The 13,891-nt window shown below is 45.7% G+C and carries 12 protein-coding genes; 1 reads left to right on the top strand and 11 read right to left on the bottom strand.

All coding sequences use genetic code 11. From position 1 onward, the window contains the following. Positions 1-59: 59 nt before the first annotated feature. The 6 genes from QVP67_RS02640 to QVP67_RS02615 all read right to left on the bottom strand — a co-directional run bounded on the left by QVP67_RS02640 (position 60) and on the right by QVP67_RS02615 (position 4,392). On the bottom strand, positions 60-1,415 hold the full coding sequence (locus tag QVP67_RS02640) for an MATE family efflux transporter (RefSeq protein ID WP_022162003.1): 1,356 nt from the start codon (positions 1,413-1,415) through the stop codon (positions 60-62). Positions 1,416-1,508: 93 nt separating this feature from the next. Further along, a complete protein-coding gene (locus tag QVP67_RS02635) occupies positions 1,509-2,093 on the bottom strand; it encodes a Maf-like protein (RefSeq protein WP_022162002.1) in 585 nt (194 codons plus the stop codon). A 71-nt stretch (positions 2,094-2,164) separates the two neighbouring features. Continuing rightward, positions 2,165-2,695, bottom strand: a complete 531-nt coding sequence (locus tag QVP67_RS02630) for a KdsC family phosphatase (protein WP_022162001.1) — start codon at positions 2,693-2,695, stop codon at positions 2,165-2,167. A gap of 11 nt (positions 2,696-2,706) precedes the next feature. Then, positions 2,707-3,504: a Rossmann-like and DUF2520 domain-containing protein gene (locus tag QVP67_RS02625; RefSeq protein WP_022162000.1), complete on the bottom strand. Its 798-nt coding sequence runs from the start codon at positions 3,502-3,504 to the stop codon at positions 2,707-2,709. A gap of 13 nt (positions 3,505-3,517) precedes the next feature. Next, complete coding sequence (locus QVP67_RS02620; RefSeq protein WP_022161999.1) at positions 3,518-3,853, bottom strand: hypothetical protein; 336 nt, start codon at positions 3,851-3,853, stop codon at positions 3,518-3,520. 2 nt (positions 3,854-3,855) lie between these two features. Continuing rightward, positions 3,856-4,392 (bottom strand): nitroreductase family protein, encoded by a 537-nt coding sequence (locus QVP67_RS02615; RefSeq protein ID WP_071149399.1) that lies wholly within the window; start codon positions 4,390-4,392, stop codon positions 3,856-3,858. Positions 4,393-4,505: 113 nt separating this feature from the next. Between QVP67_RS02615 and QVP67_RS02610 the strand changes: the two genes are divergently transcribed. Further along, complete coding sequence (locus QVP67_RS02610; RefSeq protein WP_022161997.1) at positions 4,506-5,489, top strand: GNAT family N-acetyltransferase; 984 nt, start codon at positions 4,506-4,508, stop codon at positions 5,487-5,489. 10 nt (positions 5,490-5,499) lie between these two features. On the opposite strand, the gene QVP67_RS02605 is transcribed toward QVP67_RS02610, so the two are convergent. From QVP67_RS02605 to QVP67_RS02585, 5 genes are all read right to left on the bottom strand, one after another. Beyond that, positions 5,500-8,112 carry an alpha-amylase family glycosyl hydrolase gene (locus QVP67_RS02605; protein WP_022161996.1) on the bottom strand — a complete coding sequence of 871 codons (2,613 nt, stop codon included), beginning with the start codon at positions 8,110-8,112 and terminating at the stop codon, positions 5,500-5,502. Between the two features lie 252 nt (positions 8,113-8,364). Beyond that, complete coding sequence (locus QVP67_RS02600; protein ID WP_022161995.1) at positions 8,365-9,768, bottom strand: Outer membrane protein SusF domain-containing protein; 1,404 nt, start codon at positions 9,766-9,768, stop codon at positions 8,365-8,367. A 36-nt stretch (positions 9,769-9,804) separates the two neighbouring features. Beyond that, positions 9,805-10,977, bottom strand: coding sequence for a SusF/SusE family outer membrane protein (locus QVP67_RS02595; protein ID WP_022161994.1), 1,173 nt, complete (start codon positions 10,975-10,977; stop codon positions 9,805-9,807). Between the two features lie 41 nt (positions 10,978-11,018). Beyond that, a complete protein-coding gene (gene susD / locus QVP67_RS02590) occupies positions 11,019-12,695 on the bottom strand; it encodes a starch-binding outer membrane lipoprotein SusD (protein WP_022161993.1) in 1,677 nt (558 codons plus the stop codon). A 21-nt stretch (positions 12,696-12,716) separates the two neighbouring features. Beyond that, positions 12,717-13,891: TonB-dependent receptor domain-containing protein (locus tag QVP67_RS02585; RefSeq protein WP_288179826.1), on the bottom strand; the 1,175-nt coding region annotated here is incomplete at its 5' end.

The raw sequence follows: 13,891 nt of genomic DNA, 5'->3' as shown, positions 1-13,891 counted from the left end.
AAGAAGGTGTGCTTTTTGACACACCTTCATATTTTTTTCCTAACTGGGAAAAAAACAGGCTATAATTTCATCTTCGCCAATATCCGAGGAAAAGAAAATGCAAAAATCAGCGTACAGCAAATGGCGGCTACTGCATCGGAAATGCCTTCGGCTGCAAAAACACCCGTTACTCCCATCCACCGCGGCAACAACAAGGCCAAGGGTACCAGCAATATCACTTTACGCAATAGAGCTATAAAGATAGAAATACGCGCCTGCCCCAAGGCCACAAACATATTCTGACAGGCACGCTGCAAACCGAAAATAGTCATTCCACCCAAGAATATCGGCATCGAACGTGATACTGTTTCAGTCAGGCGAACATCATTGGTAAAGACCGCTGAAATGACTGTAGGGAAAAGAATCATCAGCAACACCAGTACAAAGTTGAAAAGGAACATCACTGTCACTGCTACCTTGAAACAGGCCTTCACCCGTTCGCGGTCGCCATGCCCGTAATTGTAACTGGCAACAGGCACAAATCCTTGCGCAAAACCTGTCAATGGCACACTGACACACAGCATAGCCGCCTGCATCACCGCCAGTGCACTGACGTAAATATCGCCATAACGCTCCAGACTGCCATTCAGAACAAAACCTACCAGACTTTCCGTACTGGCCATAATGAAAGGAGAAAGTCCCAGTGCCAAAGTAGCTCCTACAATGCGGCGATCTAACTTCATATAACGGAGTTCCAACCGTAAGGAAGCTTTCTGCGAAGTCAGGAAACGCAATACCCACACCGCACTGCACGCCTGCGACAGAATGGTAGCCAGTGCTGCCCCCTTCACTCCCATATCGAAGACAAAGATAAACAAGGGATCCAGCACTATGTTGAGCACTGCTCCAATGATAACCGAACACATAGCTACGCCCGGCCTTCCCTGACAGTTGATAAACAGATTCAGTCCTACCACCGTCTCGACAAACAGCGTCCCTAACAGATAAACCGACAGGTAATCGACCGCATAGGGCAACGTATTGGCCGAAGCACCGATAGCCAGCAGAATAGGTTCCATAAAGATATAGGAAATGGAAGAGGTGATGACTGCAAACAATATCAGCAGCACAAACCCGTTACCCAATATCTTCTCGGCGCGTTCGCGATGATTCTGTCCCAAAGCGATGGATGCCAGCGGTGCCCCTCCTCCGCCTACAATGGAAGAGAAAGAAGAAATCAGAATAATGATAGAACTGGTCACTCCTACTCCAGCCAGCGCATCGGTACCAATGCCTGGAATGTGACCGATATACATACGGTCCACCAATGTATAAAGCAAATTGACCAACTGGGCTGCAACCGCAGGCAAAGCCATACGGAATATCAGCGGAAGCATCGGATCGGTGCCAAGCCGCTCTTCGTAACGAGTATCCATACATTCTATCTTTTTAGACAGGCTGTTAACGAAAACAAGCTGACAAGACTACAGAATCCTTGTCAGCTTGCTCACCTACAGCCTTTCAACTATTTACACAATTGCTTTCAGTTCACGATACAGCCGTTGCACCGGAAGCCCCATAATATTGAAATAACTGCCCGAAATATTTTCCACTCCGATAAAGCCAATCCATTCCTGTACGCCATACGAACCGGCTTTGTCCATGGGCTGATAACGGTCGACATAATAAGTAATCTCTTCTTCTGTGAGTTGGGCAAAACGTACCTCGGTCTGTGCAGCAAAGCTACGTTGCCAGTCGGTAGTCGTAATGCAGACTCCGGTAAACACCTCGTGTGTACGTCCCGACATATCCCGAAGCATCTGTAACGCATCTTCCCGATCCTTAGGTTTGCCCAGTACCCGTCCGTCCAGCCAGACAATGGTATCGGCTGTTATCATCAGCTCGCCCGGCTGCAACAGTGCCCGGTAGGCATCAGCTTTTTCTTTCGAAATGTACAGAGGAATGTCTGCCCCTTGCAGCGACTCCGGATAAGATTCGTCTACATCCGGCAAGGTACGAACCTCGTAATCGATACCAAGTCCCGACAATAACTCCTTGCGACGGGGCGAATTGCTGGCCAATATCACTTTGTATTTTTTCAGATTCTCCAACATAAGCAGATTGAATAATGAAGTTTAAAGAAATGAATGAAACCTGAGAGCTCACAAGAAGCGTTAGAACGCATTTACCATCCGAACGCTTTCTCGTCTGCCAGCCACAGTCCCTGTACCTTCAGCACCTGTTCTACAATGTCGCGACCGCAACCATAGCCACCGTCCGCATAAGATATGTAGCGCGAAACGGCTTTTACTTCGGACACAGCATCTTTAGGGCAACAGGGAAGTCCGCACATACGCATCACTTCCAGGTCGGGGATGTCATCGCCTACATACAGTATTTCCTCATCCTTCAGTCCATGACGATCGCGGAAGTCGCAGTAGTCGTGAATCTTAACTGACGAACCCAGATAAATGTTTTCAGCAGCCAGCCCCAACGAAAGGAAACGCTTGCGCACAGCTTCCGTCTTGCCACCGGTGATGATGCCCAGCAACACTCCCTGCTTGGCGGCCAAGTGCAAGGAATATCCGTCCTTGATGTTGACCGTGCGCATCGGTTCGCCTTCCACACTCATCGGTATTACATTGGCACTCAACACTCCGTCTACATCGAACAGAAGTGCCTTAATTTTTTTCAGATCGTAATTTATCGTACTCACAATGACCAGATTTATTCTTTTGAACTTTGATGGATGCTTTCACTTATCAGCCGATATAGTTCCTGTACTCTGGGCTCATCGGCCAGCATCTGCAGATGTCCGTTAATGACGTTCTCGTCAAAACGTATGGCCGGTCCTGTCTGTGCAGCCTTCGGCTCCAGTTCGTGTACTTTGCGTGCTGTCTCGTCAATCAGAGGCAACATCACGTCAAAAGGCAGATCGTACTTCTTCAACAGCTTGTCGGCCAAGGCATACATATGGTTCGTAAAGTTACAGGCAAATATCGCTGCCAGATGCAGGCTCTTGCGCTGTTCGGACGAGGCTTCGAATACTTTTACCGACAATGCGGCCGCCACTTCTTTCAGGAACTGAGTATTCTCGGCCGAGGAACCTTCCACAAAAATGGGAATATGGCTGAAATTCACTTCACGCTGCTTGCTGAACGTTTGCATCGGATAGAACACTCCGTAACGTTCTACATGACCTTCCCATATACTCATCGGAATACTACCTGCCGTATGTACCCACAATGCCTTTTCTTTTCCTGCCACAATATCGGGCAGCAGCTGTACCAGCACCGCATCCTTCAACGAAACGATATACAATTTGGCGTCTTTCACCAGCTCAGTCAAATCGGTTGTATATTCAGCTTCCACTACCTGCGCCAGTCCCTGTGCCGACTCACGGGTACGGCTATATACCTGAACGATGCGAAATCCTTTCCGATAAAGGGCTTTAGCCAGATTGGTTGCCAAATTACCGGCTCCAACCATCACAATCGACGTATCTTCTATACTTCTTCTTGCCATACAACACTCTTTTTCATCTTGTAGCCAACCAATAGAGAATAGCTCCCAGCACCAGCAACGCCAGCGGAAGCAGATAAGCGGACATTGTACCCAACAAGGCTGTTATCAGGTTGAAGTTCAGTATCAGCCACAAGCCTATAAGTACCAGACCAACGGATTTGTCGTGCTTGAACAACAGAAATATCACCGCTGTATAAAGCAGGAAATTATCTTTGTTCATCACCCACGGCAATCCTAAGGAACGGAAGTGTATCAGCTTGTCCGCCAAATAAAGAATCCCGAACACGATCAGCGTGATTGCAGTTGCCTTGTATGTGTCCCGGTTATTATTTGCCTTCGCTACACTCACCGTTATTGTCCTCCGTATTTATTCAGATGTATTTTCTCCCATTGCAGATGTTCTTCGGCAAAAGGCTTACGCTCCATACCCTTATGACCGATAGCAATGACACTGAGCACCTGCAGCTGCAAAGGGATATCCAGCAGTCCGTGGATAAATTCGTCCGACGGCATTCCGGCTGCCGTATAGCGTTCGCGCACCTGTACCCAGCAGCTTCCCAGTCCCATATCTTCGGCTTGGAGCTGCAAGTAGATAGAAGCGATCGAAGCATCTTCAATCCATACATCGCTTGCCAAAGGATCGGCCGTAACCACTACTGCCAAAGCTGCATCGGCAATAAATTGTGAAGCCTGCTCCTTACAGTGAGACAGTTCCTTCAATGTCTCCTTATCATCTACCACGATAAACTGCCACGAATTGCTCCGCTTGGAGGTGGGTGCCATCAGTGCAGCTTTCATCAACGTAACGACTTCGTCCTGAGTCAATTCCTCGGATGTAAACTTCCGCATACTGCGGCGATTCTTTATCAATTCACTGAAACTTTCCATAAAAAAACGATAATAATGAAGAAGCAATCAGGCAAATCTGCCGTTTGGACTTCTTCGTTCTTTTGCAATAAACTTGTGCAAAGATACAAGATTATTTTCTATATTTGCGAGCAATGCCTTTGAAACTGACAACATATTATCGGGGGAACCAGATTCCTGACTTACCCGGAAGCAATACGTTCCACTCTACGGAGTTGTTTCACATCTACGAAGCAACGCCGGGCTATACTCCTGTCCTTATTGTTGCCAGCGAACAGGACCGTCCGGTAGCCAAACTGCTTGCAGCACTGCGGAAAAGTGTCCGTCTCTTTCCGCCTGCCATCATCAAACGATGCGAGATCTACGGCACCGGAGAATACTTTGATCCCCAGTCTGATAAAGAAGCTATCTTCAGCGACATGCTGAAGCGCCTGACCGACGAAGCCTTGCGCGACTCCTTTCTGATAGAGTTCCGTAACCTCGAAAACGCATTATTCGGTTACAAAGCTTTCCGTGCCAACCATTACTTTGCCGTCAACTGGCTGCGTGTGCGTAACTCACTGCACAGTGTCGACCGCGTAGAAGAGCGTTTCAGTCCTTCGCGCATCCGGCAGGTAAAGAAAGGATTGAAGAACGGAGCTTACGTAAGAGAAGCGCATACTTCCGAAGAGATCAAGCAATTCGCCCTGATGCTACACAAGGTCTATTCTTCCAAAATACGCCGTCACTTCCCCAGCATGAGTTTCTTTCAGCACCTCGCAAACAAAATGCTGGACGACCAGCATAGCCGGATATTCATCGTCATCTACAAAGACAAAATCATTGGAGGAAGTGCCTGTATCTACTCGGACGACAATGCCTACCTCTGGTTCTCGGGAGGCATGCGCAAGACTCATGCCTTGCAATATCCCGGCATCCTGGCCGTATGGAAAGCTCTGGACGACGCCAAACAACGGGGCTACCGGCATCTGGAATTCATGGATGTCGGCCTACCCTTCCGTAAACACGGCTACCGGGAGTTTGTGCTACGTTTCGGCGGAAAACAAATCAGCACCCGCCGTTGGTTCCGCTTCCGCTGGAAGTGGCTCAACTGGGTGCTGAATAAAATTTATGAATGAAAAAGATCTATCAAAAATTGGTATATACCTTATAACCGTGAGCCGGTACATTGACTGTTTTACCTACCGTTTCCTTCTCGCTGGTAAAGTAATTGTTCCAACTGCCAGCTTCGGCTGGGAAATCTACATTAATTGCAGCCTGGGTAAAATTGCCCACAACTACAATCTGTTTACCAGCCACACTCTCTAACAATAGCGAACGTCCGTCGTTCCAGTCAGCTTCTCCTACCTTCCATTCAAATAAGGCTCCCTCGTCAAACAGTTCAGGATTACCGTTGCGCAGCGTCATCAGGCGTGCATAGATATCGTGCAGTTCCTTCCGGTCGGCATTGTCCAGATAGTCCCAACGAATGGGTTTGCGATGCGTACGGTATTCTTCACTAACAGCTGTTCCATCCTGATTGCTGTTAATACTGAAGTCATAGCCCAACTCTCCAAATTGCCAAATCATCTTCGGACCGGGCACAGTGAGGAAGAAAGCCGTATTCAACTGCAACTGGTCCATACGAGCGGCCAAGTCTGTAGCCAGTACACCGTCGCCCCACTGGCTCTGTTTGTAGCCCATACGTTCTTCGTCGTGACTTTCCATGAAACCTACCCAACCGTATGTTTTCTCATAAAGTCCGCTAAAGGCACTGCCTTCTTTATACCCCATTGCAGTCTGGCAGTAAGCGTAATTCATGTTACGCCACAGGTGCATGCCGTCGGCAGCCAATTCCTGTTCTTCGCGGGCATCGCAAAAATGTTCCAAAATGACGTAAGCATCGCTCTTTGCCTGCTTGATGGCAGCATTGTAATCCTTCAGAATAGCTATACGGTTTGCATCGTAATTAGAGGCTGTACTTTCGTTCGAAGCTGTCTGCGTGAAACCTTTGGTCAGGTCGAAGCGGAAACCATCCAGCTTGTATTCTTCGAGGAGGAATTGCAGATTGCGTTTCACAAACTTGCGCACCAACGGTTCTTCGTGATTGAAATCGTGGAAGACGCTATAAGGATGAGGAGCATCGACGTTGAAGTACGGATTGTTTGCCGCAGTCTTGTTTTTGCTGCTATCCCAATACAGTTTAGCAAACGGATGACTGCCTGTAGCATGGTTGTAGACAACATCGAGGATGACCGCCATACCGGCCTCGTGACAGGCATCAATAAACTGTTTATAACGGTTCTTTGTTCCATACGCCTTGTCCATAGCAAAATAGAAGCATGGATTGTAGCCCCAGCTGTCGTTACCGTCAAATTCCTGCACCGGCATCAGTTCGATAGCATTGACACCGATCTGCTTCAGATAAGAGATTTTGTCCATTGCTCCGTTCAAATCACCGGATGTCGTAAAGTCGCGCAGGTGCATTTCGTAAATCACCAGCTGTCCAGGCTCTGTTATCTGGAAATTGTTCACCTTCCACGTATAAGTATCGCCGCTAATTTTAAAGGTAGATACAATGCCGCGTCCACCTTCCGGATAAGTCAAATTTCCGTCGTAGACAGAAGCGGGAATATAGGGATCGTTATCCGGATCGAGTATTTTCTCGGTATAGGCATCTGCTAAACGGATGGTTTCACCGTCTTTTGTTCCGACGTAATACTGGAAAGCATATTCTTTGTCGGCTTGTAGGTCAGTCAATGTAATCCACCAGCAGCCGGCAGCATTATCCCGATACATTTGCGACTTCTCGTCGTTACTCAATGTCCAGTTATTGAAGTCACCTACCACATGAGCAAAGTCTTTATGATTGCCGTTCTTGTCACGATCGTAAAGCACCAGCGTCACGGTCGAGTTATCCACGACATTGATACCTTCCACAACGCCTGCGGGCATAGTAGCCTCTTTTACCTCAGCGGGCACGAAACCTTCGTACTTCGAATCGTTGACTTGCACGAACGAGTCCTCTTCAATGCCTTTCTTGTTGCCATCGGCACTGCGAACAACGATTCCAAGCTGATTGACCGGTGTCGTTCCGCTGCCAAACCACTCGCGTACGGTAGGACTCAGCGTAATGCTCCAGACATTACTGCCCGACGCTGTCATTTTGCATTTGGCTATGTTCTCGTTCCATTCGGCAGGAACAAAAAGCCACGCGCCTTCATTTACCACGCCGATATGTATATACACATCGCCCGTATATCCGTAGAGAGCCGAGCTCGAAGCAGCCTTGAAAGTAATGGTTAGCGGTTGGTCGGCATCGGGCGACTCGGGACTGTAACTCAACCCTTCGGGCACCACCAGCACCGAAGCCGATTGCGAAATAGAAATTTCCCTGCTTAGCGAACCTGCGGCAATCAGCAGTTTCGCAACACGGGCAGCTTGCGTCTCGTTCTTGCCGACCGACACAGTTATGGTGTTCGTCCCGGCTCCGCCCGAAGCCGGATGGATGCTGCACCAGCCATCGGTTACTCCGGTCAGCTTAGCCTTCCAACTCTGCCCCGTTTCAAAACTGACGCTTTGCGAAGAAGCATTCTCGTCGAAGCTGAAACCTTGTTCAAAGATTGTTTCACTGCCAGATACCGACATCAGATACTCCTGCAACTCTTTATCATCGTCGGAGCAGGAAGCACATACCAGCACGATACAAATGGCGATCCAATGTCGCCAGGTAAAAAAAGTGTAGCGTTCCATAATTTTCATAATATCAAACTTTTAGCATTTTCATCCAAAGGTAAGCAAGCCCGAAGAGAATCGGTTGAAGAAAATACAGAAAAAGAAGAAAGAGGATACGAAAACGTTTGCATCATAGCTATCAAAAAATTCCATTTTATAGCACGAACCGTCTCACAAACTATATAACAAGAAAAATCCTCTTCCTCGCACTATTTACACATGCAAGGAAAAGGATTTTTAACCGTTTGTTTTCCATTTCAAAAACGGAAAACGCTTTTATCAATTAACCGGATTAATTTCACAGTACGCTTTACCTTCACATAGCGGATAAAGATTAATCGTATATTTTCCTGCTGTAACTGCAATATTTCCTCCATTCTGGGTAGTCAGTTGCTCCGGAGTTCCTCCCCAACTGATTGCCCAATCATCATTTGCACGGAACTTGATTTCACCATCAGCCAAATCTGTAGTAATAGTCCAACAACGGTTTTCGATACTATAAGTCATATCTGTATCACTGTCCCATCCGTTAGGAGTAGCACTGCCAATAATACCTATCGCAACAGGAGTCAAGGTATAAGTTTTCTCGTTCAAGTCAACTACTACCTGATAGAAACCTTCCGGCTCAGTAATCGTAATATTAGCTGCATCGGGAGCAGTATTGAAATCGGCTCCGTAATTCGTTCCATCCCAATTTGGTTCAGAACTGAATTTAAATCCATTCTGATTGAGATACATATAACCTGTATAAATGTTGTTGAACTCCAGGCTTGCCAGCATATCGACATGGCTCCAGCCATTAACGTCGCCAGCCATATAAAGATAAGCTGTTGCCGGAGCTACCGAATAAGTATAGTTAACGACATCAAGCGTAATGATGAAATGACCAGCTCCTGCAATAGCTGGAGTTTCTACTTTATACTTATCACCTGTCCATACCACAAAGTTTTCAGTCTTTGTATCACCATTGACGCGACATCCCATTTGTACAGCATTGGCAGCATCCCAGCCACCGTTCACATCATAAGCTGCATAGAACTTGAAATAGCTGGAAGCTTCGTTGGTTGTCTCTACAGTAACCTGATATACGCCTTCTTTATTGGCAACTGGTGTCATAGCCATTGGATTAGCAGGATCCCATCCTGTAAAGTCACCCAACAAAACATAACCACCTTCACTAATAGCAGGAGTTGAAATCGGAGTCAGTTTGGCCTGAGATGTTCCGGAAACGTTGACAGCCTCACCACTCTTCAGCTTGGCAGCCACGTTCATATTCACATCAAATACTCGTTCCACATGAGCACGACTGAAAAACGCATCGCGTACTACAGAATCCAATTCCAGCGTATTGACTTTCACATTGCCATCCCTGACAGTAGCATTGATTGCCAGTCCATTGATATTGATGCTATTCAGTTTAATAGAAGCCACATTGGGATTTGTAGAAGACAAAGATGCTATTACGACAGAATCAGTTGCCTGTAGTTCCTCAGCTACTGATTCATAAAACTGATCCATATCAACCGTAGCATCAGCACCGGCAGCAAAGCTGATTTCATATTTAGAAGCCGGATCTTCGGGAGAATTGGATTGGGGGTTAGCCCAATCCGTATAATCTTCCGTACAAGCTCCTAAGGCAGTTCCCATAAAGAGCGCACATGCAAATATCTGATTTTTCTTCATAATGTTTTTCCTTTAAAAATAAGATTATCATTCTGGTTATTTCACCTCACCTTTCTCTATAGCGTCTACACCCGGTGTACCGATAGTAAGATACAGCTTCTGACCGGCTGCAGGCTTAACACTATATTCTGCACCCATTGTTTCTTCCCAGCTATTAGGAATATTGTCATTACGCCAGAACAACGTACCGTCGAACAACGTAAACTCAGTACGCCACCACTCAAATTCTGCCACCTTCACATAAGCTCTCATCTCACCTCCACCAATAAATTCAGGTGAAACCCAAGCTTCGGTATCATCGGCCGGTGCCGTAAATTTCAATGCAGGATCAGAATCGGTCCAAGAGGAAGTTGCATTACCGATAATATAGAATGCAGCAGGATGTACATTCAATGTATAATTGATGGACTCACCGTCAATCTTAGCTTTGAAATAAAGTACATACCAGCCTCCATTGGCTACCTTAATGTTGCCACCATTATCAGACAGTCCGGCTCCGGCTACATCATTGTACAAGTTGATGTCAGCATAACCTAACCACTGTTCCGGATAAGTACCCCACTTGAACTCACCGCCATCAGGTATATAAACAACGGCAAAGTAGTTACCAGGCAAACCGTAAACAGGTGTAAACTCCTTCCAGGTTCCCCATGGTGCTCCGATGCTTGAACCTGCTACATAAAGTTTTTCGGGCAATGAAATGCTCGGTGCCTGATAAGTAGCTACTACCTGAAGCTTAATAACATTGGAATAGCAGTCGCCTTTATCCAATCCGTTTACATTAGCATGCAAACGTACATAAAGGTCTTTCACTTCGCCAGAAGGGTATTCCACTCCTTCATTAGCTTCCAGGAACATATTAACAACAGCGTCATTCAACCGACTACCGGAAATTTCTATGACTGTAGAAGTAGAACTCGTCACAACTTTATATACAGGATTTTCACCGCTAAAGTCTCCGAAAGAAATTTCCACATCATAATTAGTAACCAAAGGTATGCCTCCATAATCAGGCTGACTCGTAGTAAATATTACTTTATCAGCCGCCAATAGATCCAATACATTATTTGCAGCATTGGCAGGCATATTCAATACAAAGCCTGTAGTGTTTTCATGGAATGTAGGATTGCTGTCCATATCCTTTTCGCACGAAGTAACCAGCATCATGCACAGAACGGCGAGCAACATTCCTGATAATATTTTTTTCATAATCGTAATATGCTTTTTATTAGTTCTACAAATAAAACAGTTTAATATCCCTCGTTCTGATTCAGATTTTCATTACCTCTGATGTCATCAGCAGGAATCGGATATACTTTAAAATAATCAGCCACACTCTTACCTTCGGCTACACCACCTTTGAAATCCCAAATATATTTGTCACCGGTAAACAATCCGAAACGATTCAAATCGCTACGACGACGACCTTCCATATAGAATTCACGGCACCACTCATCAATAATAAACTGTTCTGTGATCGTTGCAGGTGTAGAAGCACCGGCACGAGAACGTAATACTTCGATATCGGCACGTGCCTGTTGCGGATCACCACTCAGACGGAATTTGGCTTCTGCACGAGTTAAGAACATCTCTGCATAGCGAATCAAAGGTATATCCACGTCAGGGAATTCAACGTGTGAAGTTGGAGCACCGTCTGTACGAATGTTACTCCATTTCACGATAGAAAGACCTGAGTTAAAGCCAGCAATCTGTTCAAACTCAATGCTACGCAATCCACCGCCACAACCGGAGTAAAAGAGTGCACGGTCATCATTAGCCTTACGCTGTACGTCCTTAGTTGTAGTTCCAGCAGCTTCGTCCAAAGCAATAATATCCGCTTCTGTAGCATTGTCCGGAGCTTTTTCTGTTGCTAACGGACAATCGTCCAAATTAGAGAAAAACTTCTTTACCAAAGCCGCACGAGCAAAGTTACAGCTCCAACCATTATTTGTACCCATGTAAGGCATACCGGTTATACGAGTTGAACTTACCAGATAATTAGCACCGCTATAGCACTTGGTCTTTACACCATCCTGACGGATAGGCAGAATAATTTCCTTCATAGCCTGCGGATTTTCGTCATTATCGGCCATAAATACCTGTTCATAACCTGTATAGCCATTCTTATCAGCCTTCGAAAGTTCATATTTTCCTTCCAGCAAATCGCAATAGTCAATTGCTTTCTGATAATCTTTCACTGCACCGTTGGTATATACCTCTGAGTTAAGAGCCAGACGGGCATGAAGCATATAGGCAGCTCCACGGTCGGCACGTCCAAAATTGGCGGTATTATTAAATTCGCCAACTTCTGCCATTTGAGGCTCTATCTCTGTCAATTCCTTATCAATCCAGTCATAAAGATCCTTACCAGCCTTTTCTACAGGCAGTTCGTAAATATCGTAAGTTGTCTTGAAAGGAGCTTTTCCCCAAAGATCCAAGAAATACCACAAATGGAGTGCACGGAGGAAACGTACTTCCGCACGATACAGTTTGTATTGGGGGTCTTCGGCCTTGTCTTCTGTATTCGTCAGATAAAAGTTACATAATGTTACGTCGAATGCCAGACGTTGGAAAGCCCATTGAACACGTGGAGAAGAAGACGTCCATTCGATGTTCGTAATCTGAGGAATGTCAGCATCGGTCTGCCAAGCCCATGCACACTCGTCGGTGCAAAGTTCCTGCAAGTTAAACGTTGTACGGTAAAAACCGCTTTCGCCTTCATCGCTACTGATATCACCATTACCAGCAGGGCCTCGTTGGCCGGTCAAGCCAAGCGTACTATAGATCTTGGCCAACAATTCCATATCACCATAAGAAGAGCTGGATTGCGGATCAATGGATGAAATATTCAAATCATTGACACACGATGTGGTTGCTCCGCCCATCAGAAGAGCTGCGAGAACCGTTTTCAGAAATATATGTTTCATATGTTTGTACAATTTAATAGATTAGAAATTAAGGCTTAAACCCAACTGTATGCTGAAAGGACGCGGATAAGGATTAGAGTCGATACCGCTTGACACTTCCGGGTCAATACCTTTGTATTTAGTGATGATAAACGGATTTTGTGCTGTAAGGAAGGCACGTCCAGAGCATGTTTCATGACCTGCTACCTTGAACAAAGCCGGGAACGAATATCCCAACGTAATGTTCGAGCATTTCAAGAAAGAAGCATTCCGAACAAAATAGTCACTCAGGTAGTTGGTGTTTCCAGCACCGATACCTGTAAAGCCCAGTTCCACAGCTTCGGGAGTTGTATTATAAAGTGTACTATTAGTATACAAACCAGCTTGACTGACCATAGCACGGTTGGACAGGAAGTCATAGTATACATAGTTACCGATAGAAGCACGGAACGCCATGCTCAAATCCCAATTCTTATACAGGAACTTAGTCGTAAGTCCCATGATGATATCAGCAGCCGGTTTCTTATAGAAATAACGGTCACCATCGTCGATACGGCCGTTACCGTCACGATCGACATACATACCTTCAATAGGTTTGCCGTTTTCATCGTAAACCTGCTGGTAAACGAAGAATGAGTTGGTTGCCTCACCTACCGTATTGGCCTGAATCTTTGTATTATTACCACGGCTGATCTTATCTCCGGCCCAAGTATAATATCCTTCGTCACCATCCACCAATTCAGTAATTTCATTGTGGTTCCATGAGATATTATAGCTTACATCCCATGTAAAATCTTTGGTAACAATCGGCTTAGCATTAATCGCAAACTCAATACCGTAATTCTTCAAAGAACCGATGTTCTTAGTCAACTGAGAACCGAACTGCATTCCAACAGGGATAGTTATTGAGTTCAACAAATCGGTTGTTTTACGGTAATAACCATCTACATTGGCAGTGATACGATTGTTCAAGAATGCCAAATCGAATCCGGCATTATAGGTAGTCGTAGTTTCCCATTTCAGATCAGGATTATAAGCCGACGGACGCATGGTGTTATAATAAATATCACCAAAAGGATAGAGAGCAAAAGAATCACTGGTTGTATAATGAGTTTCGTAACCAAAATCGGAGTTGATATCCTGCTGACCAGTCATACCCCATCCTAAACGCAGCTTGAATTCATTCCACCAAGTAAGGTCTTTCATAAATGCTTCTT

Source organism: Bacteroides sp. CAG:633 (assembly GCF_000435115.1).
GTDB lineage: Bacteria > Bacteroidota > Bacteroidia > Bacteroidales > Bacteroidaceae > Bacteroides > Bacteroides ndongoniae.
This window is presented reverse-complemented; position numbering and strand designations above follow the sequence as displayed.